The sequence below is a fragment of the Serratia odorifera genome, assembly GCF_041448735.1.
Classification (GTDB): domain Bacteria; phylum Pseudomonadota; class Gammaproteobacteria; order Enterobacterales; family Enterobacteriaceae; genus Serratia_F; species Serratia_F odorifera.
Genome location: NZ_JBGMUT010000002.1, coordinates 128608 through 152115, shown reverse-complemented (window position 1 = coordinate 152115; position 23508 = coordinate 128608). Strand labels below are relative to the sequence as shown.

The following is a 23508-nucleotide window of genomic DNA, read 5'->3' as shown; positions in this document are numbered from 1 at the left end:
GCGGTGTCGTTTTAGCCTCACATCAATCGTGAAGAGGACTATTCTGTGTCACGTACAATCATGTTGATCCCGACAGGCACCAGCGTCGGCCTGACCAGCGTCAGCCTGGGTGTCATTCGCTCCATGGAGCAAAAAGGCGTTCGCCTGAGCGTATTCAAACCTATCGCCCAGCCGCGTACCGGCGGTGATACCCTCGATCAGACCACCACCATCATCCGCAGCAACTCCACCATCCCCGCAGCCGAACCGCTGCGCATGAGCTACGTCGAGGGGCTGCTGAGCTCCAACCAGCAGGACGTGCTGATGGAAGAGATCGTGGCCCGCTACCACGAGAACACCAAAGATGCAGAAGTGGTGCTGATCGAAGGCCTGGTGCCGACCCGCAAGCATCAGTTCGCCAACGCGCTGAACTACGAAATCGCCAAGACCCTGAACGCCGAAATCGTCTTTGTACTGGCGCTGGGCAATGATTCTCCGGCCCAGTTGAAAGAGCGCATCGAACTGGCGCGCAGCAGCTTCGGCGGCAGCAAGAACAAGAACATCACCGGCGTGATCATCAACAAGCTGAACGCCCCGGTTGATGAACAGGGCCGCACGCGTCCCGATCTGTCCGAAATCTTTGACGACTCCACCAAGGCCAGCGTTGCCAACGTCGATCCTGCGCAACTGTTTGCCAACAGCCCGCTGCCGGTACTGGGCTGCGTGCCGTGGAGCTTCGATCTGATCGCCACCCGCGCCATCGATATGGCTCGCCACCTGAAAGCTCGCGTGATCAACGAAGGCGACATCATGACGCGCCGCGTCAAGTCGGTGACCTTCTGTGCTCGCAGCATTCCGCACATGCTGGAACACTTCCGTCCGGGTTCACTGCTGGTAACCTCCGCAGACCGTCCGGACGTGTTGGTATCGGCCTGCCTGGCTGCGATGAACGGCGTAGAAATCGGCGCCATTCTGCTGACCGGCGGCTACGAAATCGACGAACCTATCAGAAAGCTGTGCGACCGCGCCTTCGGCACCGGGCTGCCGGTATTTATGGTAGAGACCAACACCTGGCAAACCTCGCTGAGCCTGCAAAGCTTTAACCTCGAAGTGCCGTCTGACGACCATCAGCGCATCGAAAAAGTGCAGAACTACGTCGCCAGCCATATCAATGCCGACTGGATCGAGTCCCTGACCGCCACCTCTGAACGCTCACGTCGCCTGTCTCCTCCGGCGTTTCGTTATGAGCTGACCGAACTGGCGCGCAAAGCCGGTAAACGCATCGTGCTGCCGGAAGGCGACGAACCCCGTACCGTGAAGGCCGCAGCCATCTGCGCCGAGCGCGGCATTGCCGAATGCGTGCTGCTGGGCAACCCGGATGAAATTCAGCGCGTTGCGGCAGCCCAGGGCGTTGAGCTGGGCAAGGGCATCGAAATTGTCGATCCGGTCAAGGTGCGTGAAAACTACGTACCGCGTCTGGTTGAGCTGCGCAAAAGCAAGGGCATGACCGAAGTAGTGGCACGCGAGCAACTGGAAGACAACGTGGTGCTCGGTACCCTGATGCTGGAAAAAGGCGAAGTCGACGGACTGGTATCTGGTGCGGTACATACCACCGCCAATACCATCCGCCCACCGTTGCAGTTGATCAAAACCGCACCGGGCAGCTCGCTGGTGTCTTCGGTGTTCTTCATGCTGCTGCCCGATCAGGTGCTGGTCTACGGCGACTGTGCGATCAACCCGGATCCTAGCGCTGAGCAACTGTCTGAGATCGCCATCCAGTCGGCGGATTCCGCCGCGGCGTTCGGTATCGAACCGCGTGTGGCGATGATTTCCTACTCCACCGGCACTTCCGGCGCCGGCAGCGACGTAGAAAAAGTACGTGAAGCAACCCGCCTGGCGCAGGAAAAACGCCCTGACCTGATCATCGACGGCCCGTTGCAGTACGACGCCGCCATCATGGCCGACGTTGCCAAGTCGAAGGCGCCGAACTCACCGGTGGCCGGCCAGGCAACGGTATTTATCTTCCCGGATCTGAACACCGGCAACACCACCTACAAAGCGGTACAGCGTTCTGCCGATCTGGTGTCCATCGGGCCAATGCTGCAAGGTATGCGCAAACCGGTGAACGACCTGTCGCGTGGCGCGCTGGTTGACGATATCGTCTACACCGTGGCATTGACGGCCATTCAGTCCTCACAGGCTGACGCAACGGCCAACGCCTAAGCGCAGGTCGCTTAACCGTCAACGAGCAAAAGCCGGTCATAGACCGGCTTTTTTATCGGCTGAATATCAAATGGTTATGCCAGCAATTGCTTAGCCGCCTCCAGAATATGCTCAGCCGTCAGGCCATACTCCTGTTGCAGAAACTCCTGCGTTCCCACCTGGCCATAACGTTCTTTCACCCCGACGCGGCGCATCGGCACCGGGCATTCCTCTACCAGCACCTCCGCCACCGCCGACCCCAGGCCGTTATGAATGCTGTGATTTTCGCAGGTGACAATACGCCCGGTTTTCGCGGCATAGGCTTTTATGATATCGCGGTCTATCGGTTTGAGGGTAAACATGTCGATGACCGCCGCATCGATCCCTTCTCGCACCAGCATTTGCGCCGCTTTCAACGCTTCCGCCACCATGATGCCGTTGGCGATCAGCGTAATGTCAGCCCCGTCACGCAGCACATTGGCCTTGCCAATGGTAAAGCGCGTCCCCTGCGGGTAGATCTTGGTCGCCTGTTTACGGATGGTGCGCACCCAATAGAACCCCTGCAAATCCATCAGCTGCTGCAAGATATCGGCAAACATTACCGCGTCGGTCACTTCCAGCACCACCGAATGCGCCAGGCCGCGCACAATCCCCATATCTTCGAACGACATATGGGTGCCGCCGTTATGACAAGCAGTCACCCCGGCATCCGACGCAATGACCTTGACGTTGTTGCGCTGATAGTCCAGTGACATGAAGAGCTGATCAAAACAGCGTCGACTGGCAAACGCGGTGAAGGTGTGCACGAACGGAATACGCCCGGTCAGCGACAGTCCGGCGGAAACGCCAATCACATTGGCCTCCATGATGCCGCAGTTGATCACATGCTGCGGATAGTCCTTATGCACCGAATCCATCGCCATCGAGCTCATCAGATCCGCTTCCAGCGCGATGATCGGCCGTTCGGCCTCGATCTGGCGGCGTACCATAGCGGCATACACCTTGCGCATTTCTACGTCGTCTTTTTCCAACTGCGTTGCCAGGTTAAACATCAGCTGCCTCCATATCGGCGATGGCTTGTTCGATTTCCCGCTTAACGTCCGGCGTCAAACGCAGGTGGTGCGAATTCGCCAACCGCTCAAGATAGGCCACGCCCTGCCCTTTGATACTGTCGAGGATCACCACCAGCGGCCGTTGCTCTCCGTTGCGCACCGGGGCCACCGCGGCACAAATGGCGTTGATATCGTCACCTTTGACGGTTGCCACCTCGAAGCCAAAGGCGCGGAATTTTCCGGCCAGGTCAAACGGCTTGATCACCTCGTCCAGCAGACCGTCCAACTGCTGTTTGTTGTAATCGATAAACAGCGTCAGGTTGTTGAGATTATGATGAGCGATAAACTGAAATGCCTCCCAGCACTGGCCTTCGTTCAGTTCACCATCCCCCAAAATGCTGAATACCCGATTGCGGCGCCCGCCCAGATGGTGTGACAGCGCCATACCGGCGGCAATCGACACGCCCTGCCCGAGCGAACCGGTGGTGGCGTCGACCCCGCGGGTACGCAACCGATCAGGGTGACTTGGCAAACGCGTGCCGTTCTGGTTGAGCGTGGCCAGTTCCGCCAGCGGGAAATAGCCCTTGATCGCCAGCGTGCTGTACAGCGCCGGGCCGGCGTGGCCCTTCGACAGCACCAGGTAATCGCGCTCCGGCCAGTCCGGATCGGCAGGGTCGATGCGCATCACATCGCCGTACAGCACCGCCAGCGTTTCCACCACGGACATGCACCCGCCATAATGGCCAAAGCCCAGCCCGGTTAACGCCTTTAGCGTTTCCAGACGTATGTCATGCGCCAGCCGGCGTATTTCCCCGATATCTGAAGTTGTCATTAGACGGTCCTCGCTTATTTTTCAACGTGATCACCGGCAGCAGCGCTGCCTTTGCGTTTACCCAGGAAGTTGTGCGCGACCAGCAGCGCAAAGATGGCAATCACCACCACCATAATCATTTCCTTATTGAGGAAGCGCGCCATATTGCCCAGCACAATGCCCAGCACACCGAAGTCGGCATCGGAGAAAGTGGTATTGGCAAAGCCCAGCGCACCCAGCACCGGCAGCAGCATCATTGGCAGGAAGGTGATAAGCAGACCATTGGCGAAGGCGCCAAGCATGGCGCCGCGTCGCCCGCCGGTGGCATTGCCGAACACCCCGGCGGTGGCGCCGGTAAAGAAGTGTGGCACTACGCCCGGCAGGATCAGCACCAGCTTCATCTGGCCGAGCAGGAACAGACCAACCAGACCACCGAGGAAGCTGAACAGGAAACCAATCAGCACCGCGTTGGGGGCGTATGGATACACCACCGGGCAGTCCAGCGCCGGCCGCGCGTTCGGCACCAGTTTTTCCGAAAAGCCGGTAAACGCCGGCACGATTTCCGCCAGAATCAGTCGCACCCCTTGCAGGATGATAAACACCCCGGCAGCAAAGGTGATCGCTTGAATAATCGAATACACCAGGTAGTTCTGACCGCCGCTGAGTTCGCCTTCCACGTACGCCTGGCCAGCGCTGATCGCCATGATCAGATAGATAACAATCATGGTCATCGAAATCGAAATCGAGCTATCGCGCAGGAAGCTGAGGTTTTTCGGCAGGTTCATTTCCTCGGTGGAACGCGAGTTTTTACCGACACGCGCGCCAATCCAGCCGGAAAGTACATAGCCCAGCGTGCCAAAATGACCAAAGGCAATGTCATCATTACCGGTTATGCGCCGCATATAACGCTGCGCGATAGCCGGGAAAAACGCCATCACCAGGCCCAGCGTCAATGCGCCGGTAAATACCAGCTGCACCCCTTCGAAACCGGCGACCGACAGAATAATGCCGATCATGCAGGCCATATAAAACGTATGGTGGCCGGTAAGGAAGATATATTTCAAGCGCGTGAAGCGTGCCACGATAATGTTTGCCACCATGCCGAACGCCATGATAAGCGCCGTGGAGGCGCCATATTTTTCCAACGCGATAGACACGATCGCTTCATTATTGGGTATTATCCCCTGGATATTAAATGCGTGTTCAAACATTCCGCCCAGTGGGTTAAGCGAACTGACCAACACCGTCGCCCCGCCACCGAGCACGATAAAGCCGAGAATGGTTTTAACCGTACCCTTAACGACATCGGAAAAAGATTTTTTCTGCGCCAGCAGGCCAATCAATGCGATTAAACCGACCAATACCGATGGCACCTTTAATATATCGACCACAAATTTAAGCGTTTCCTGGATAAACATATCCACCTCGCCAATAGTTTTGCCTAGATAATGGAATGCGCTTCGAAATAGGCGCGCAGTTTGGTTTCCAGTTCATTGATATCGATAATATTGCTAATCACCACCAGCTGGTCTGCCGGTACGCTGGCGCTATCGGCGATATCCTTCGCCATGACAAAAATATCCGCAGCGCCTGGCGTGGCGGAAGAAAGATCGGAATGTTCCACCTCAGCGTCTATCGCCATTTTCTTCAGCACTTTTTTAATGTTCATTTCCACCATAAAACTGCTGCCGAGGCCGGAACCGCAAATCGCCATGATTTTCATTATTGTCACCTGTCAAATTTTATGCGTAAGGTTAGCTCGCCAGTATTGCAACTGGCGTGATGGGGTGTATTTAAAAAACCTCAGTAGTTAAAATCGGGCAATAATATCCTCTATCTGTTGACGATCGTTGGCATTGAATAATGCATTCATTGCCTGACCGTCTGAAAATAATTCTGCCAGTTGCGCGATTAATTCAATATGGCTATTGCCGTCCGGTGCGGAAAGCATCACCACAATAAATACCGGATCGTTGTCTGCAGAATGAAAACGCACGCCCTGATGCACTTTTAGCAGCGACAACCCTAATGCCCTCGCTCCTTCTTCTGGCCTGGCATGCGGCATGGCGATGCCGGGCGCTAAAACGAAATACGGACCAAGCGCCTGATACTGGCGGAAAATCGCCGTCAGATAATCGGCGGTGATAATGCCACGCTGCAACAACGGCTGGGCGCTCAGCGTTACCGCCTGCTGCCAGTCGTCTACGCATTGGCATAGTTGAATATGGTCGGATTTTAGCCAGTCGTTAAGCACGCTTCCCCCTTGACCTGATGACTAACGATCTCTTGCCGAGGCAAACCACTGCGGCAACGGCATAAACTTTAATCAACGCCTCGCACTCTCACTGTGAGATCTATCACAAAGATAGCGCTACCAAAATGCGATCGTGCAGAACTGTGATAGCGCTATCAAAACGTTTGCTACTGCCCGGCGTGAGCTGCAGATTTTTTCTCGTCACTAACGGTAACGAGTTAGAATGTAATGCATACTGGGATCGTTGAAGCCGCCGATGCGGTTTCGCACTGCCTCTTCACTTTATGCGCACGACGCGCATTTCAGTCAGGATTAACAATGTCGATCGGTAAGAAACGACGCAGCACCGGCAGGGTCACGTTGGCCGACGTGGCGCAGCTGGCGGGCGTGGGTACCATGACGGTTTCACGCGCACTGCGCACTCCGGAACAGGTTTCAGACAAGCTAAGAGAGAAAATCGAAGCGGCGGTCAATGAACTGGGCTATTTGCCCAATCTGGCCGCCAGTTCCTTGGCTTCGGCCTCGTCCTACACCATCGCCATGGTAGTGCCGAGCTTTTCCGAATCCGGCTGCGCCGATATGTTTGCCGGTCTGCAACGGGTGCTACAGCCGGCAGGCTACCAGATCATGCTGGCCGAATCTCAGCATCACCTGGAGCGGGAAGAGCAACTGCTGGAAACGTTGCTGTCTTATAATCTGGCGGCGGCGGTCCTGCTCAGCGTCGAACATTCGCAAAATACCCGTCAGGCGCTGCTGGCCGCCAAGATCCCGGTGGTGGAAATTGGTGCGATGCGCGCCGATCCTATCGATATGAACATCGGCATCGACTATGTGGCGGCGATGTATCAACTGACGCAAACGGTGATTGCCAGCGGCTACCAGAACGTCGGTCTGCTGTGCGCCAATCAGGAACAGTGGATTTTTCAACAGCATCTGCAAGGCTGGCACAAGGCGTTGCTGCGCAACCACATGTCGCCGCACCGGGTGATTAACGCCGCGCAACCGGCCAGTTTTTCCACCGGTGCCCAGCAGTTACCGGAGTTTCTGCTGGCCTGGCCAGAGCTGGACGCGCTGGTTTGCGCCTCGGATGAACTGGCCTGCGGTGCGCTGTATGAGTGTCAACGCCGGCGTATCAAGGTACCCGAGCAGTTGGCGGTGGTCGGTTTCGGTAACAGCGACGTCAGCCAGGTCTGCCAGCCGCCGTTGACCACCATGACGGTGCCGCATAAGGAAATCGGTATTCAAGCCGGCAAGGCGCTGCTGGCGCGGTTGAATGACCAGCCATGGCAGCCGGAAGGTTCGCTGCCGTCCACCCTGTGCCGCCGTGGCAGCTGTTAACCCTGGCAGCCGTCGGCCGTGGTCACCGGCGAGCATGTCGAGCACATTACGCCCACCTGCTGGCGTTTTTCAGATTAATGCCAGCCGATAGGCCGATAAAAAAATGCCGCTCGGCGTTAACCGAACGGCATGGTATCTATTGGCCGGCGCTAGCGACAACCGCAGCGCGCCGCATCAGGCGTGGTCTGCATCGCCGTCGGGTTTGCCTTCTCTTGCCAGCGGCTTGCCATAGTCCTGCTCATTATTGCGCGTCAGCCACAGCGACAGCGCTTTCAGCGAATCAGGAGTGAACTCGTCGCAGCGGGCGGTGATTTCCTCTGGCGTCAGCCAGTTTACTTCCACCACTTCTTCTTCCTGCAAGGCAAACGGGCCGTGCGATACGCAGCTGAACAACGCGCCCCATACGCGGCACTGTTCTTCTTCGAAGTAAAACAGGCCATGCTCAGCGAAGGGGACGCCAGCGATGCCAAGCTCTTCTTCCGCTTCGCGTCGTGCCGAATCCAGCACGTTTTCACCGCTCTGCACCACGCCGCCAGCGGTAGCGTCCAGCCAGCCCGGATAGAAATCCTTGGTATCGGTACGACGCTGAACCAGAATTTTTCCCATCCCGTCATGCACCACAATATAGGTCGCACGATGACGCAGCCGTTCTGCACGCATCTGTTGACGACTGGATTGAGCAATCACTTCGTTTTGCTCGTTGACGATATCAACCCACTCGGTAACTGTAGCCTGATCCTGTTCCGCCATCCTCTAAAACCTTCTATTTTGGCGCGAGGGTCGTCGCGCGCTGGTTGATCAATGAGTCTTGTTCAATGATTCTTATTGTGGGTACAAATTAGTGTGTTAATGCCACCTCTGCAATAGTCTTACCGCTTTGCAACGCGATTACTCGCAAAATGTCGTCTTGCAGCAGCCCGTAGCTTGCCGGAAAGCCGCCCTTGGGCATGCCGATCGAACCCGGATTAAAGCAGTAGATGTCGCCCTGCCGTTCCGCCTGCGGCAGATGCGTGTGGCCATAGGCCAAAACGTCCCCGGCAGATAACGGCGGCGGTGCGGAGGGATGATAAAGGTGACCGTGGGTCAAAAACAATCGTCTTTTTTGCCAGATCGCCTGTTGCCATGGTGTATCGATCGGAAATGACAGCAGCATCTGATCCACTTCGCTGTCGCAATTGCCTCGAACGGCGATGATCCTGTCGGCAAGGCGATTCAATTGTTCGGCAACCTGCGCCGGTTGATAGTTATCCGGCAAGGCGTTGCGCGGCCCGTGATTCAGCAAATCGCCCAACAGAATCAGCCAATCGGCGCCTGACTGTGCAAAGCGTTGCACCAGCTGCTCGGTGGCCGACAGTGAACCGTGCAAATCCGCAGCGAACATCAGCTTCATGGTTTTTCTCCCTTAACATTACTACGGTTATTTTATCGCACAATCGCCACGCCACAAGCCGCCAGCCTCGCCCCTGGCCGAGGGTACTGACGCGCGTCATATTTTGCCTTGATAGCATCGGACGAATCCCACATTGCCTGCTATTCTTAGCTGCTATTGTTGGTGTCCTTTTAGCTGGATCGTAATAACCTTGTGCGGCGCAGACCGCCACAACGTGTAATGATTTACAGATCACTTTACCGCAGGAGGCAATATGATTGACCTGTATTACGCGCCTACTCCCAATGGTCACAAAATCACTCTGTTTCTGGAGGAGGTCGGCTTACCCTACCGTATCCATCGCGTAAACATCAGTGCCGGCGAGCAGTTCAAACCGGAGTTCCTCGCCATCTCACCCAATAACAAAATTCCGGCCATCGTCGACCAACAGCCGGTTGATGGCGGTGCGCCCATTGCGCTGTTCGAATCCGGGGAAATCCTGCTGTATCTGGCGGAAAAAACCGGCAAGCTGCTGAGCAAGGGGCTACGCGAGCGCGCCGCCACGTTGCAGTGGCTGTTTTGGCAAGTGGCCGGTTTCGGGCCGATGCTCGGACAAAACCATCACTTCAATCACTATGCACCGCAGCCGGTTCCGTACGCCATCGAGCGTTACCACCTGGAAACCCGGCGGCTGTACGGCGTGCTCGACGCCGAACTGCAAAAACACCCTTACCTTGGCGGCGACAACTACAGCATCGCCGACATTGCCACCTATCCCTGGGTGGTGTCCCACCCGCGCCAACGCATCGATCTGGCTGATTATCCGGCGGTACGCAACTGGTTCGAGCGTATCAGCAACCGTCCGGCTACCGAGCGCGCCTACAAACTGGCTGAGCCGGCATAACCCGTCCTGCCGGCAGCGCCCAAGGCCTGCCGGCAGCGTTTGTTGTTAGCGCGTTATCATTTCCCTACTTTCCGTGTATTCTGGGCAAAATAATCAAAAGCCTGGAGAACCTCGGATGTCATTCAATCAACCCGACGCCATTATTCGCATCAAAAACCTGCGGTTACGCACTTTCATCGGCATCAAGGAAGAAGAAATCAACAACCGTCAGGACATTTTGATCAACGTCGCCATTCACTATCCGGCCGATCGGGCACGCAACAGCGAAGACATCGACGATGCGCTCAACTACCGAACCATCACCAAGGCGATTATTCGCCACGTTGAGGATAACCGCTTCGCGCTATTGGAAAAATTAACCCAGGATGTGCTCGATATCGTGAAACAACATCCTTGGGTAACCTATGCTGAAGTAGAAATAGATAAACTGCTCGCCCTGCGTTATGCCGACTCGGTATCCATGACCATGAGCTATCGCCAGAGCTGAGCCTGCCTTCAGGGAGCCAGACCATGCGTATCTTGATCACCGGCGCAACAGGATTGATAGGAAGCAGCCTGACACGGCGGCTAGCGGCCCTTTCTCACCAGATTACCGTGCTGACGCGTAACGTCGAACGCGCGCGTGGTCGACTCGGCGATAACGACATTCGCTACTGGTCAACCTTGCAGGATAAACAGAATCTGGATGATATTGACGCGGTTATCAACCTGGCGGGCGAGCCGATTGCCGACAAGCGCTGGAGCAAAGCGCAAAAAGAGCGTTTATGCCGTAGCCGTTGGGAACTGACCGAAAGATTGGCCAGCTTGATCAACGCCAGCGCCACCCCGCCGGCGGTGCTGATTTCCGGTTCCGCGGTTGGCTATTACGGCGATCAGGATCAGGCGGTAGTGACCGAGGACGAAGCGCCGCAGGACGAGTTCACCCACCAGCTCTGCCAGCGCTGGGAATCGCTGGCGCTGCGCGCACAAAGCGACGCCACCCGCGTCTGCCTGCTGCGAACCGGCGTAGTGCTGGCACCCAACGGTGGCGCGTTGGCCAAAATGCTGCCGCCGTTCAGATTCGGCCTTGGCGGCCCGATCGGCAATGGCCGGCAGTATCTGCCCTGGATCCATCTGGATGACATGGTCAACGGCATTATCTTCCTGCTCGAACACCCCACGCTGCATGGCCCCTTCAACATGGTCGCGCCCTATCCGGTGCATAACGAACAGTTTGCCGCGACGCTGGCCAGGGTGCTGGATCGGCCGGCATTTCTACGGCTGCCGGCTTTGGCGATCACGCTGATGATGGGCGAAGCAGCCGTTCTGGTGCTCGGCGGGCAGCGAGCGGTGCCAAAACGGCTGGAAGAAGCAGGATTCAGCTTCCAGTATTTTGAACTGGAACAGGCGCTAGAAGCGGTGATTAACCACCAGACCTAAAACGCGGGCGCCGTCACGCGCCCGCCTGTCGTGTTACCTCATTTCAACGCGCCGGACAGGAACTGCTGCAAACGCGGGCTTTTCGGACTGCCGAAGACCTCCGCCGGAGGTCCCTGTTCTTCAATCAGCCCCTGGTGCAGGAAAATCACGTGGTTGGAAACGTGGCGGGCAAACTCCATTTCGTGCGTGACCACCACCATGGTGATGCCCTCTTCCGCCAGCTTTTGCATGATGCGCAGCACTTCACCCACCAGCTCAGGATCGAGCGCCGAGGTCGGCTCATCGAACAACAGCACTTCCGGCTCCATCGCCAGCGCGCGGGCAATGGATACTCGCTGCTGTTGTCCACCGGACAGGTGCACCGGGTATTTGCCTCGCGCACGTTCATCGATGCCCACTTTATCCAGATAGCGCACTGCGCGGTCACGCGCGTCGGCCTTGCTCAGCCCCAGGACCTGAATCGGGGCTTCCATCACGTTTTCCAATACCGTCATGTGGCTCCACAGGTTGAAATGCTGAAACACCATGGTCAGGCGGGTACGCAGCAGCTGCAGCTGCTTTTTGTCGGCCACCTTGAGCTGCCCGTCCTTGTCGCGCACCATGCGGATATTTTCATTGTTCAGGCTGATAGAGCCTTCGCTAGGCTTTTCCAAGAAGTTGATACAGCGCAGAAAGGTACTCTTGCCGGAACCGGAGGATCCGATGATGCTGATCACATCCCCGGCATTGGCCGCCAGTGAGACCCCTTTCAGTACTTCGTGTTCACCATAACGTTTATGCAGTTCAGTGACGGCTAATTTGTTTTCAGACATGGTTTTAATCCCGTCATTCATCGTTGGGTAACGTGTCCCATCCAGCGCTTTTCCGCTAGCCGGAACAGGCTGATCAGCGCATACGAAATGGCCAGATACAGCACTGCGGCAATACCGAAGGCATAAAACGGCTGATAGGTTGCCGCATTGATATCACGAGCGACCTTCAGCAAATCCGGTACGGTGGCGGTGAATGCCAGCGCGGTGGAGTGCAGCATCAGGATCACTTCGTTGCTGTAGGCCGGCAGCGCGCTTCGCAACGCCGAAGGTAAAATGATGCAGCGATACATTTTAAAGCGTGAAAAACCGTAGGCGTTGGCCGCTTCGATTTCACCGTGCGGCACCGAACGAATCGCACCGGCGAAAATTTCGGTGGTGTAGGCACAGGTATTGAGCGTCAGCGCCAAAATGGTGCAATTGAGCCCGCTGCGGAAAAACGCGTTAAGCAACTCGGTACCGCGCACCATTTCCAGACTGTACATGCCGGAGTAGAACACCAGCAGCTGCACATACAGAGGCGTACCGCGAAACACATAGGTATACAGCCACACCGGAAAACGCAGCCAGCGCAACGAAGACACCCGCGCCACCGCCATGGGGATCGCCAGCAAGCCGCCCATTACCACCGAGGCAATCAGCAGCCACAATGTGACCGCGACGCCGGTGAAGCGGTAACCGTCGCTCCACAACAGCGACTGCCAGTACTGTTGTAAAATTTCGATCATAGCTCGGCCCTCTTGACGCCCAATGAATAACGCCGTTCAAGCCACAGCAGCACGCCGTTGGAAACGGTGGTGAAAATCAGGTACACCGCGCCGGCGACAATCGCATAAAAGAACGGTTGGTAGGTGCCCTTGCCGGCCAACTGGGTGGCCTTGACCACGTCATTCAGGCCTAAAATCGACACCAGCGCCGTCGCCTTCAGGATCACCTGCCAGTTGTTGCCGATGCCCGGCAAGGCAAAACGCATCATCGCCGGGAACAGAATGCGACGAAAAGTCTGCCCACCGCTGAAGCCGAAGGCGGTCGCCGCTTCAATCTGCCCACGCGGAACCGCCATATAGGCGCCGCGGAAGGTTTCGGTGAAATAGGCGCCGTAAATGAACCCCAGGGTGATTATACCGGCGCTGAGTGGGTCAATATCGAACTGCGCCACGCCCAGCGCTTCGGTCACGCCGTTGAGGGCAATTTGCAGACCGTAGAAAATCAGCAGCATCAACACCAGATCGGGCACGCCACGAATCAGCGTGGTGTAGGCACCAAAAACGCTGGCAATAACGCGGTTATGGGAGAGTTTGCCGCCGGCGCCGATCAGGCCAATCACCACCGCCAGCAGTACGGAACTGAGCGCCAGCTCCAGCGTAACCAGAGCGCCCTCGAATATCAGTTGGGAATAGCCTTGCAGCATCTACTTCATCCTGTCGTCATTGAGCATTACCTGGGGGCAAGCCCCCAGGATGGATGCGGTGGTGCGCGGGATTAGCCGCCGTAGACGTCAAAATCGAAGTATTTTTTCGCAAACTTGTCGTAGGTACCGTCTTTACGCATCTCGGCGAACGCCTTGTCCAGCGCCGCCTTCAGCTCGGTATCGGTCTTGCGCAGACCCATGCCGGTGCCGACGCCAAAGAACTTGTCGTCTTTTACCGCTTCACCGGCAAAGGCGTAATCCTTGCCCGGCGGTTGTTTCAGGAAGCCGTCGCTGCCCGCCACTTCATCCTGGAACGCAGCGTCGATACGGCCGGAAGCCAGATCGGCATACACCAGATCCTGGTTCTGGTAAGGCACCACGGTCACCCCTTTCGGCTGCCAGTTGGCATTGGCATAGGCTTCCTGGGTGGTGCCTTGCAATACGCCCACGCTCTTGCCCTTCAGCGAGTCGACGCTAGGCAGGATTTTCGCGCCTTTCGGTGCGATTAGACGCGCATTGGCGGCATACAGTTTGTCGGTGAAGGCAATTTCCTGTTGGCGTTTTTCAGTGATCGACAGCGACGAGATGATGGCGTCGATTTTCTTGGCTTTCAGTGAAGGGATCAGGGCGTCGAAATCGCTTTCGACAAAGGTGCATTGGGTGTTGATGCGTTTGCACAGCTCGGTGGCCAGATCGATGTCAAAGCCCACCAGTTCGCCCTTGGCGTTCTTGGATTCAAACGGCGCATAGGTTGGATCGGTGCCGATCTTGAGCGTAGTCGGAATGGCGGCAAAAGCGCTGCTGGCGGCAGCCAGGGCCATCACTAAAGGAACAACCAAAAACCGCTTTTTCATACATTACCCTCAAATTGATTTTTTTTGATGCCACTGCGGGCATTATTCCCACCAAATCAATTTGCAGTAATCGTGCCACATTGCTTGCGACAGGCGGAGGGAACGACTCCGCACTGCGCAAAACTGTTTCCCGGGACGATAACCGCAAAATTAAATCGGCCATTCAGGGCCGCGCTACGGGCGGCAACGCTGTGCCAGCGCCATGAAACAGTGTGCGTGGTGTTGAGGGATCATTATGGTGCAGCTATCGCCCTAATACAGTGCGGTGTTGCACAAATGTGCAATTTTGGATGTCAGCTTGTTAATTAGCGCCTTGCCAGCGGACAAACAGATCTTGCGGCAGTTGTATATCAAACTGATCGATAACGCGATTCACCGTCTGGTCAACAATGTCTTGCACCGTTTGCGGCTGATGGTAAAACGCCGGCACCGGCGGCATGATCAGCGCCCCCATTTCCGCCGCCTGGGTCATCAAGCGCAAATGGCCGAGGTGCAACGGCGTTTCACGCACGCACAGCACCAGGCGGCGACGCTCTTTTAACACCACGTCGGCGGCACGGGTCAGCAGACCGTCACTGTAACTGTTGACGATGCCGGATAACGTTTTGATGGAACAGGGTAAAATGGCCATCCCCAGCGTTTTGAACGAGCCGGAGGAGATGCTGGCGGCAATGTCGCGCGCATCATGCACCACGTTGGCCAGCGCCTGGACTTCACGCAGGCTGTAGCGGGTTTCCAGTGCCAGGGTCTGCCGTGCCGCGTTGCTCATCACCAAATGGGTTTCCACCTCGGCGACGTCGCGCAAAACCTGCAACAAACGCACGCCGTAGATAGCGCCGCTGGCACCGGAAATGCCGATGATGAGTCGTTTCATAAGGGAGTCTCTGCCAGAAAATTAGGGGAACAGGCAGACTTTGCCGCAACGGGGGCGGATAAGCAAGTTAACCAGGCAGGAAAGCACCGCAGCAGATGCCGCGGTGCTCTGTTACAGCGCGGGCTTAGCCCTCGTTGTGCATTTCCAGATTTTCAGCTTCGGTCTGGCCACGCATCGCTTTGGCATCGTCGTTGCGCAGCGACTCCAGATATTCCAGATAGCTCTGATCGACGTCTTTGGTGACGTAGACACCATTGAAGACCGAGCATTCAAACTGGGCGATATCCGGGTTCTCTTCACGCACCGCTTCGATCAGATCGTCCAGATTCTGGAAGATCAGGCCGTCAGCGCCGATGATCTGGCGGATTTCGTCCACTTCACGACCGTGGGCAATCAGCTCATTGGCGCTTGGCATATCAATGCCATACACGTTAGGGAAGCGGATTTCCGGCGCGGCGGAAGCCAGATAGACACGCTTGGCACCGGCGTCACGCGCCATTTCGACGATCTGCTCAGAGGTGGTGCCGCGCACGATGGAATCATCCACCAGCAACACGTTCTTGTCGCGGAACTCCGCACGGTTGGCGTTCAGCTTGCGGCGTACCGACTGGCGACGCGCCTGCTGGCCCGGCATGATAAAGGTGCGGCCAACGTAGCGGTTCTTGACGAAACCCTGGCGATATGGCTTGTCCAGAATGCGTGCGATTTCCAACGCAATGTCACAGGAGGTTTCCGGGATCGGGATCACCACGTCGATGTCCAGATCTTCCCATTCGCGAGCGATCTTTTCACCCAGCTTCTGCCCCATGCGCACGCGGGCGCTGTAGACCGAAATCTTGTCCATAAAGGAATCCGGACGGGCAAAATAGACGTATTCGAACAGGCATGGATTGGTTTTCGGGTTTTCTGCACACTGGCGTGTGAACAGCTGGCCCTTTTCAGAGATGTATACCGCTTCGCCCGGCGCCACGTCGCGCAGGAACTCAAAGCCCAGCGTATCCAGCGCTACGCTCTCGGAGGCCACCATATATTCGTTGCGGCCGTCCTCCAGGGTGCGTTTGCCGATCACCAGCGGACGGATGCCGTTAGGATCGCGGAACGCCACCAGACCATGGCCGATAATCATCGCCACGCAGGCATAGGCGCCGCGCAGTTGCTGATGCATCGCCGCCACGGCGGTAAAGATGTTGTCGGATTCCAGCGGATAGTGCGGAAAACGGTCCAGCTCGGCGGCCAGCACGTTGAGCAGGATCTCAGAATCGGAGGTGGTGTTGATATGACGACGGCCGCTTTCGAACAGCGACTGGCGCAGTTCATGGGCGTTGGTCAGGTTGCCGTTATGGGCCAGCGTGATGCCGAACGGCGAGTTGACATAAAAAGGTTGAGCCTCTGAGGCACTGGAGCTGCCAGCCGTCGGGTAGCGAACGTGGCCAATCCCCATGTTGCCCTGCAAGCGCTGCATATGCCGTGCTTCAAATACATCTTTTACCAGGCCGTTTGCCTTACGCAGACGGAACCCGTTATGGGCATCAATGGTGACGATGCCGGCGGCATCCTGTCCACGGTGCTGGAGCACCGTCAACGCATCATAAATCGACTGGTTTACCGGCATAAAACCGGCGATACCGACAATACCGCACATGTTGTCTTTTCCTCATCAGCGCTACCGCCCCGGTAAATGGGTCGGTAAGAAACTCGACGTGCTCTGCAGGTAGTCAAAGAACCACCTGATGATATAACTGAACTGGGGGATCAGCTGTGACTGTTTCCAGTCCTCACTCTGCGAAAAGCCGGTAAAGGTGTCGAGGAAAAACAGTATCGCTGCGACAATCAACACACCGCGCAATGCCCCGAAACAGATACCCAGCACCCTGTCGGTACCCGACAGGCCGGTTTTTTCGACCAGCGAGCTGATCACATAGTTAACAATAGCCCCAACGATCAGCGTCGCGATAAACAAAATGGCAATCGCGATGCCGTTTCGCACCAGTTCATCGTCAAAACGTGTGAAATAGACTGCAAGGTAAGAGTAGAAATGGCTGGCGACAAAGAACGCGCATCCCCATGTCACAAGTGACAATGCTTCGCGAACAAACCCTCGGATCAGGCTCACCAGAGCCGAAAATCCAATCACCGCTATAATGACGTAATCAATCCAGACCATGACCATTCCAATAACGAACCGCCCCGCATCCAATTCGCGGCGAATTCTAACAGAAAAAGAAAACGTTTGCGTAGGGGATTTCCCTACCACGTTACAAATAAAAAGCGGCGATAAAAAAATCTTAATCGCCGCGCCTACATAGCCGCTGAACCACCGTTCGCCCCGCTGCCGGGACGAACGGATCGGATCAACGCACGCTGTACGGCTTCACCTGCCCGTTCAGACCGCTGAGCGAGTTGAGTGATGACAGCGATGATTGCAGTTTTTGCTTCGAGGCATCCGGTCCGACATAAATACGGGTGATCTGCCCCTGTACCGGCGTGGACGGCACGGTGAACGCCCGGTAACCCGACAGGCGCAGCGTCGCGACAATCTCGTTGACCTTGGCGGCGTTTTTCAGCGCCCCCAACTGCACCACATAGGCTTGACCGGCCGGCGTTTTTTCTTCCGCCGGTTTGGTTTCCTGCTTCGGCGTCGGCTGCGGTTTCACCTCAGGTTTTGGCTGCGGTTTCGGCTTCACCTCCACCGGCCGGGTTTCCACCGGTTTCGGTTTTGGCTGCGGCGCCGGGGTGTTTTCAATCGGCGGCGGCGTGATCGCGGTATTCTGCTGTTGCTGCTGGGCAGACTGACGCGCCGCCTGCTGCGTTGCCGCTTCGTTGGCCGCCTGTTGTTCAACCAGGGCGCCAGCCCCTTCCGGCGGCTGGGCCGGCAACGGCTGACTTACCGGCGGCAGAACGTCGTTTTCCTGCGCATCGCCCGGTTTCGGTACCAGCGGGATCGCGGCGAATTCATCTTCGTAATGCTTCTTTTTTCCATCCAGCAGACCTGGCAGGATAATTACCCCCAGTGCCACCAGAATCACGGTTCCAACCAGTCGGTTCTGAAATTTACTTGCCACTCACACTCCCCGCATCTCGTCTAACGCCGCCATCACCTGCGCAACGGTGTGGAACGATCCACAGACGATCACAATATCCTGAATATCTGCATCCTGCATAGCCTGACGCCAGGCAGTTTCGACATCGGCAAAGCAGCGTGGTTCCGCCAGATGTTGCGCCAACAGTTCAACGCTGGCGCCACGCGGGCCATCCAGCGGTGCGCAGTACCATTCATCAACCTGGTCGCGCAGACAGGCCAGCGTGCCGGCGATGTCCTTGTCCGACAACATGCCCACCACCGCCCGTACCTTGCCGCCGCTGCGGGGCAAGGCCGCCAGCCGGCCGGCGAGATAGCCGGCGGCATGCGGGTTATGCGCCACGTCGAGTATCAGCAGCGGTTGCTGCTGCACCACCTGGAAACGCCCCGGCAGCGTCGCCTGTTGCAAACCGGTAAATATCGCCCGCTCGTCGATTTCCAGCGCCGAGTAGTGCAGCGCCGCCAGCGCCGTTGCGGCATTCGGTAGCGGCACGTTTGGCGTTGGTAAATCAGTCAACAGCGTGCCGCCACTTTGCCACTGCCAGCGATCGCCCTGTTCGTTGAAGCTCCAGTCATCACCCCGGCGGTACAGCTGCGCGCCCAGCGTTTCGGCCACCTGGCGGATCGACGCCGGCATCTCCGGCTCGCCAACCACCGCCGGTTTGCCGGCGCGGAAAATGCCGGCCTTCTCACGGCCAATGCTTTCGCGGTCATTGCCCAGCCAGTCGGTATGATCCAGTGCGATACTGGTGATCACCGCCACGTCCGGATTGACGATATTGGTGGCATCCAGACGCCCGCCGAGGCCGACTTCCAGAATCACCACGTCGAGTTTGGCCTGGCGAAACAGATGCAGCGCCGACAGCGTACCGAACTCAAAATAGGTCAGCGACGTTTCGCCACGGCCGGCTTCGATAGCGGCAAAGGCTCGGCTGTGTTCCGCTTCGCTCAGCTCTTCGCCCTGAACGCGCACCCGCTCGGTGTAACGCACCAGATGCGGCGAACTGTAGACGCCGACGCGCAAGCCGGCCGCCAGTAAAATGGCTTCCAGCGTGCGACAGGTGGTGCCTTTGCCGTTAGTACCGGCAACGGTGAATACCGTGGGGGCGGGAGTCAGTAACTCAAGGTGCGCGGCAACGCGCTGTACGCGTTCCAGACCGAGTTCAATCGCCTGACTGTGCAGACGTTCCAGATAGTAAAGCCACGAGCTCAGGGGCGAGGTGGCTTGAGGAATTTGGTGGTTTTGCATGAGTCCCGTCACTGAACTTGGGTTCATTAATCCATCAGGGCACCACCCTCACCGCGGTAAAGGCGATGCGCTACGTTCCAACTATCGCTTAGCCACAAAGCGACGGTTGAGCGCCGCTACGGATGATACCCGCAGCGGCGCGGCCAACGGCTTAGGCGCCTGGCTGATTTTCCGGCGCGATGGTCTGCGCGTCGTCATCAATGGCCGGCTGCGGCTGATTGGTCAGCTTGGACAGAATACTGGCCAGTCGCTGGCGCATTTCCGGGCGGCGAACGATCATGTCAATCGCGCCTTTTTCGATCAGGAACTCACTGCGCTGGAAGCCCGGCGGCAGTTTTTCGCGTACGGTCTGTTCGATAACGCGGGGGCCGGCAAAGCCGATCAGCGCCTTTGGCTCGGCAACGTTGATGTCGCCCAGCATCGCCAGACTGGCGGAAACGCCCCCCATGGTCGGGTCAGTCAGCACCGAAATATACGGCAGACCGCGCTCTTGCATCTTGGCCAGCGCCGCGCTGGTTTTCGCCATTTGCATCAGCGACATCAGCGCTTCTTGCATACGCGCGCCACCGCTGGCGGAGAAACAGACCAGCGGGCAGTTGTCTTCCAGCGCCTGCTCGACCGCACGGACAAAACGCGCACCGACCACCGAAGACATCGAACCGCCGATAAAGGCGAATTCGAAAGCAGCGGCGACCACCGGCATGCCATACAGCGTGCCTTTCATCACCACCAGCGCGTCTTTTTCGCCAGTGGCTTTCTGAGCTGCCACCAGACGATCCTTATACTTCTTGGAATCCTTGAACTTCAGAACGTCTTTTGGTTCCAGTTCGCTGCCCAGTTCCACTTCACTGCCTTCGTCCAGCAGAGTATGCAGACGCATACGCGCAGACATGCGCATGTGGTGGTCGCACTTTGGGCAGACTTCCAGATTACGTTCCAGCTCGGCGCGGTAGAGAACCTGACCGCAGCTGTCACATTTGGTCCAAACGCCTTCGGGAATGCTCGCCTTACGGGTTTGGGTGATATTGCTCTTGTTAAGAATTCGTTCAATCCAGCTCATCGATGACCTTTCTGTTTGAACCTGGCAGACGCCAGTCCGCAGTTCATGCTTTAACAATCCTCCCGCAGCAACACCCAATGAAAAAGTGCCCGAGCCAAGCGCGGCATGCGCGCGACCGAGGCACTGGCTTCAGGGTTGTTCGCAGGAACAGACCATAAATGTCGCTCATTAAACCATATCGGCTCGGCGCTGTGGATAAAAAACTGGTCGAACCGATAGGTTAAGCGATGTTTTTACTGTTTTTGCTGGCGGGCAGCCGCACGCTTATGCCGCCAGATTTCAATGATGCCCGGCAAAATTGACACAATGATAATAGCAACAATCAGCAATTTCAGGTTTTCCTGTACCACCGGCACGTTACCAAACAGATAACCCGCATAGGTGAACAGCAGCACCCAGAGCAGCGCGCCGATCACGTTATAAGCGGCAAAATGGCGATAGGACATATGCCCCATACCGGCCACGAACGGCGCAAAGGTGCGAACGATCGGCACAAAACGCGCCAGAATAATGGTTTTCCCACCGTGCTTTTCATAGAACTGATGGGTTTTGTCCAGGTAGCTGCGGCGGAAAATCTTCGAATTCGGATTGCTGAACAACCGCTCGCCGAACAGCCGGCCGATGGTGTAGTTGACCGCATCCCCAATAATTGCCGCCACCACCATCAACGCGACCATGGTATGCACGTTCAGATCGTTGGTCGGCAGCGCCGCCAGCGCACCGGCGACGAACAGCAGAGAATCGCCAGGCAGGAACGGGGTAACGACCAAACCGGTTTCACAAAACAGAATCAGGAACAGAATAGCGTAAATCCACATACCGTATTGCGCCACCAGCTCCGCCAGGTGCACATCGATATGCAGAATGAAATCAATAATAAACTTGATGATGTCCATAAGTTCTCTCTTGGCGCCAGGTGTCTCACCCACCCGGCAGATTAATCAGGGAGTACGGTAAAATAACGCTCAGTCATCGGCCAAAAACAGCGGGCCCATCGGTGCGTGTGGTAAACCGAAATGCTCGGGATAATCCACGGCAACCAGATACAGGCCGTCCGCCTTTGCCGTTGCCGCCGCCAGGTTACGATCCTTCAGCGCCAGCAGTTCGGCCATCCAGTTTTCATCCTGATTGCCGCAGCCGATTTCCATCAGGCTGCCGACAATGTTGCGAACCATATGATGCACAAAGGCATTCGCCTTAATATCTACCACGATATATTGCCCGTGGCGCGTGACCTTAACGTGTTTTACATTCCGCCACGGCGTGCGCGACTGACACTGTACCGCGCGGAACGACGTGAAATCGTTTTCACCCAGCAGGGCCTGCGCCGCGCGCTGCATGCGATCGGCATCCAGCGGATGGTAGAAATGCGTCATCCCCTGCTGCAACACCGCCGGACGGTAGCGATGGTTGAAAATCAGGTAGCGATAGCGGCGAGCCGTGGCGCTGAAACGCGCGTGGAAATCCTCGCGTACTTCGCTCACCCAGCGTACCGCAATGTCCGGTGGCAAATGGGTATTGACCCCCATGGTCCAGGCGGCGTCCTTGCGCCGGGCGGTGGTTTCAAAGTGCACCACCTGGCCAGTAGCATGTACCCCGGCGTCGGTTCGGCCGGCGCAAAACACAACGACTGGCGCGTCGGCCACCTTGCTCAATGCCTGTTCCAGACAGCCTTGCACGCTGGCCACTTCCTGCTGACGCTGCCAGCCGTAATAACGGCTGCCGTCATACTCAATCCCCAGTGCGATCTTCAATACCGGTACTGCAACCTCGGACATCAGTGAAATTGCTCCTGCACCAGGCGCTCTGCGGTTTCAATCGCCATCAGCGCGCCGCCGAAACGCACGTTGTCCGCTACCGACCAGAACTGCAACACTTCCGGAATACCGTAGTCGTTGCGCAGGCAACCCATGCTCAGCACATCGCTGCCGGAAGCGTCGGTAACCTGGGTCGGGTAGTCGTCTTCTTCGCTAAGCTGGATGTCGTCGATATGTTCCAGTTCGGCACGCGCTTCTTCGGCGGCCATCGGACGCAGCGCTTCCAGATGCACCACCTGCGCATGGCCGTAAAACACCGGCGACTGCACGCAGCTGACGGAGATCGGCAGGCCTTCGTCCTGCAGCACTTTACGTACCTGATCGACAATCAGACGCTCTTCGCGCACGCTGCCCTGTTCATCTGCCACCAACGGCAACAGGTTGAAGGCCAGCTGCTTGGCGAAGACGCCGGCCTCGGCCGGAATGCCGTTCAGCAAACGCGCACTTTGACCGGCCAGATCGTCTACCGCCGCCTTGCCCTGTGAAGAAACCGACATCAGCGTGGTGACATGCAGACGCGACAGCCCGGCCTGTTCGGTCAACGGTCTGATCGCGGTCAGCAACTGGCTGACCATACTGTCGGCCACCGCGACAATGTTACGGTTGCGGTAATCCGCCAGTACCTGCGGGTTAACGCCCGGCACCACCAGTGGCACGTCCGGTTCCAGTGCAAACAGGCCGCTGGTGTCGATCACCAGACACCCCATGTCACCGGCCTCGACGGCGTAGCGAGCGGATGCTTCGCTACCGGCGACAAAGAACGCCAGCTGCGCCTGCGACCAGTCGAACTGTTCCGCGTTTTCCACCATCAGCGATTTGCCATTGAATCGCACTGTCTCGCCGGCACCGCGCTCGCTGGCCAAAGGATAGAGTTCGCCCACCGGGAACTGGCGTTCCTGCAAAAGTTCCAGCAACGCTTCACCTACCGCGCCAGTGGCGCCGAGCAGAGCGATATTCCAGCCGTCAGACATTGGGTTTCTCCAAAATATTTCATGTAAAAGCAGACGGGCAGTGTCACCACCGCCCG

Annotated in this window: 25 protein-coding genes; 5 read left to right on the top strand and 20 right to left on the bottom strand. The window is 57.1% G+C overall.

Annotated features, from left to right (window positions below; translation table 11 throughout):
- The first annotated feature begins 45 nt into the window (after positions 1-45).
- On the top strand, positions 46-2202 hold the full coding sequence (pta, locus tag ACCC84_RS06930; protein ID WP_039991874.1) for a phosphate acetyltransferase: 2157 nt from the start codon (positions 46-48) through the stop codon (positions 2200-2202).
- Between the two features lie 74 nt (positions 2203-2276).
- On the opposite strand, the gene ACCC84_RS06925 is transcribed toward pta, so the two are convergent.
- The 5 genes from ACCC84_RS06925 to ACCC84_RS06905 all read right to left on the bottom strand — a co-directional run bounded on the left by ACCC84_RS06925 (position 2277) and on the right by ACCC84_RS06905 (position 6298).
- Entirely contained in the window at positions 2277-3233 is a 957-nt protein-coding gene (locus ACCC84_RS06925) for a transketolase family protein (protein WP_004960497.1), read from the bottom strand.
- The gene (locus ACCC84_RS06920; RefSeq protein ID WP_273869602.1) at positions 3226-4065 is read right to left on the bottom strand and encodes a transketolase; all 840 of its coding nucleotides are present in this window, start codon (positions 4063-4065) and stop codon (positions 3226-3228) included. The genes ACCC84_RS06925 and ACCC84_RS06920 overlap by 8 nt, the downstream gene beginning before the upstream one ends.
- Positions 4066-4079: 14 nt before the next feature.
- Positions 4080-5462, bottom strand: a complete 1383-nt coding sequence (locus ACCC84_RS06915) for a PTS ascorbate transporter subunit IIC (RefSeq protein WP_198773469.1) — start codon at positions 5460-5462, stop codon at positions 4080-4082.
- Between the two features lie 23 nt (positions 5463-5485).
- Entirely contained in the window at positions 5486-5767 is a 282-nt protein-coding gene (locus tag ACCC84_RS06910) for a PTS sugar transporter subunit IIB (protein ID WP_004960490.1), read from the bottom strand.
- A gap of 87 nt (positions 5768-5854) precedes the next feature.
- Positions 5855-6298, bottom strand: coding sequence for a PTS sugar transporter subunit IIA (locus ACCC84_RS06905; RefSeq protein ID WP_273869613.1), 444 nt, complete (start codon positions 6296-6298; stop codon positions 5855-5857).
- A gap of 318 nt (positions 6299-6616) precedes the next feature.
- Between ACCC84_RS06905 and ACCC84_RS06900 the strand changes: the two genes are divergently transcribed.
- Positions 6617-7636, top strand: coding sequence for a LacI family DNA-binding transcriptional regulator (locus ACCC84_RS06900; protein ID WP_004960478.1), 1020 nt, complete (start codon positions 6617-6619; stop codon positions 7634-7636).
- 174 nt (positions 7637-7810) lie between these two features.
- On the opposite strand, the gene yfcD is transcribed toward ACCC84_RS06900, so the two are convergent.
- Both yfcD and yfcE read right to left on the bottom strand, forming a co-directional pair.
- Positions 7811-8386, bottom strand: a complete 576-nt coding sequence (yfcD, locus tag ACCC84_RS06895) for an NUDIX hydrolase YfcD (protein WP_004960475.1) — start codon at positions 8384-8386, stop codon at positions 7811-7813.
- 88 nt (positions 8387-8474) lie between these two features.
- On the bottom strand, positions 8475-9026 hold the full coding sequence (gene yfcE, locus ACCC84_RS06890) for a phosphodiesterase (RefSeq protein ID WP_004960472.1): 552 nt from the start codon (positions 9024-9026) through the stop codon (positions 8475-8477).
- Positions 9027-9279: 253 nt separating this feature from the next.
- Here yfcE and yfcG point away from each other — a divergent pair, with 253 nt between their 5' ends.
- From yfcG to ACCC84_RS06875, 3 genes are all read left to right on the top strand, one after another.
- On the top strand, positions 9280-9909 hold the full coding sequence (yfcG, locus tag ACCC84_RS06885) for a GSH-dependent disulfide bond oxidoreductase (RefSeq protein WP_004960470.1): 630 nt from the start codon (positions 9280-9282) through the stop codon (positions 9907-9909).
- A gap of 115 nt (positions 9910-10024) precedes the next feature.
- The gene (gene folX / locus ACCC84_RS06880; RefSeq protein ID WP_004960468.1) at positions 10025-10396 is read left to right on the top strand and encodes a dihydroneopterin triphosphate 2'-epimerase; all 372 of its coding nucleotides are present in this window, start codon (positions 10025-10027) and stop codon (positions 10394-10396) included.
- Between the two features lie 23 nt (positions 10397-10419).
- Positions 10420-11328, top strand: a complete 909-nt coding sequence (locus tag ACCC84_RS06875) for a TIGR01777 family oxidoreductase (protein WP_273869620.1) — start codon at positions 10420-10422, stop codon at positions 11326-11328.
- A gap of 38 nt (positions 11329-11366) precedes the next feature.
- Here ACCC84_RS06875 and hisP read toward each other — a convergent pair whose 3' ends face one another.
- From hisP to ACCC84_RS06810, 13 genes are all read right to left on the bottom strand, one after another.
- On the bottom strand, positions 11367-12140 hold the full coding sequence (gene hisP / locus ACCC84_RS06870; RefSeq protein ID WP_039992637.1) for a histidine ABC transporter ATP-binding protein HisP: 774 nt from the start codon (positions 12138-12140) through the stop codon (positions 11367-11369).
- 17 nt (positions 12141-12157) lie between these two features.
- Complete coding sequence (locus ACCC84_RS06865) at positions 12158-12865, bottom strand: ABC transporter permease (protein WP_004960455.1); 708 nt, start codon at positions 12863-12865, stop codon at positions 12158-12160.
- A complete protein-coding gene (locus ACCC84_RS06860; RefSeq protein WP_004960450.1) occupies positions 12862-13548 on the bottom strand; it encodes a histidine ABC transporter permease HisQ in 687 nt (228 codons plus the stop codon). The genes ACCC84_RS06865 and ACCC84_RS06860 overlap by 4 nt, the downstream gene beginning before the upstream one ends.
- Positions 13549-13619: 71 nt before the next feature.
- On the bottom strand, positions 13620-14402 hold the full coding sequence (gene argT / locus ACCC84_RS06855; protein ID WP_004960440.1) for a lysine/arginine/ornithine ABC transporter substrate-binding protein ArgT: 783 nt from the start codon (positions 14400-14402) through the stop codon (positions 13620-13622).
- A 301-nt stretch (positions 14403-14703) separates the two neighbouring features.
- Positions 14704-15276, bottom strand: a complete 573-nt coding sequence (locus ACCC84_RS06850; RefSeq protein WP_004960436.1) for a UbiX family flavin prenyltransferase — start codon at positions 15274-15276, stop codon at positions 14704-14706.
- A 124-nt stretch (positions 15277-15400) separates the two neighbouring features.
- Positions 15401-16918 (bottom strand): amidophosphoribosyltransferase, encoded by a 1518-nt coding sequence (gene purF / locus ACCC84_RS06845; protein ID WP_004960434.1) that lies wholly within the window; start codon positions 16916-16918, stop codon positions 15401-15403.
- Between the two features lie 21 nt (positions 16919-16939).
- Positions 16940-17440: a colicin V production protein gene (gene cvpA, locus ACCC84_RS06840; protein WP_039991873.1), complete on the bottom strand. Its 501-nt coding sequence runs from the start codon at positions 17438-17440 to the stop codon at positions 16940-16942.
- A gap of 187 nt (positions 17441-17627) precedes the next feature.
- A complete protein-coding gene (gene dedD / locus ACCC84_RS06835) occupies positions 17628-18338 on the bottom strand; it encodes a cell division protein DedD (protein WP_198773474.1) in 711 nt (236 codons plus the stop codon).
- Positions 18339-19604 carry a bifunctional tetrahydrofolate synthase/dihydrofolate synthase gene (gene folC / locus ACCC84_RS06830; protein WP_004960425.1) on the bottom strand — a complete coding sequence of 422 codons (1266 nt, stop codon included), beginning with the start codon at positions 19602-19604 and terminating at the stop codon, positions 18339-18341.
- A gap of 151 nt (positions 19605-19755) precedes the next feature.
- Positions 19756-20664: an acetyl-CoA carboxylase, carboxyltransferase subunit beta gene (accD, locus tag ACCC84_RS06825; RefSeq protein WP_004960422.1), complete on the bottom strand. Its 909-nt coding sequence runs from the start codon at positions 20662-20664 to the stop codon at positions 19756-19758.
- 233 nt (positions 20665-20897) lie between these two features.
- Positions 20898-21560: a DedA family protein gene (locus ACCC84_RS06820; protein ID WP_004960419.1), complete on the bottom strand. Its 663-nt coding sequence runs from the start codon at positions 21558-21560 to the stop codon at positions 20898-20900.
- A 69-nt stretch (positions 21561-21629) separates the two neighbouring features.
- Positions 21630-22442 (bottom strand): tRNA pseudouridine(38-40) synthase TruA, encoded by an 813-nt coding sequence (gene truA / locus ACCC84_RS06815; protein ID WP_004960416.1) that lies wholly within the window; start codon positions 22440-22442, stop codon positions 21630-21632.
- Positions 22442-23452, bottom strand: a complete 1011-nt coding sequence (locus tag ACCC84_RS06810) for an aspartate-semialdehyde dehydrogenase (protein ID WP_004960415.1) — start codon at positions 23450-23452, stop codon at positions 22442-22444. The genes truA and ACCC84_RS06810 overlap by 1 nt, the downstream gene beginning before the upstream one ends.
- Positions 23453-23508 lie beyond the last annotated feature (56 nt).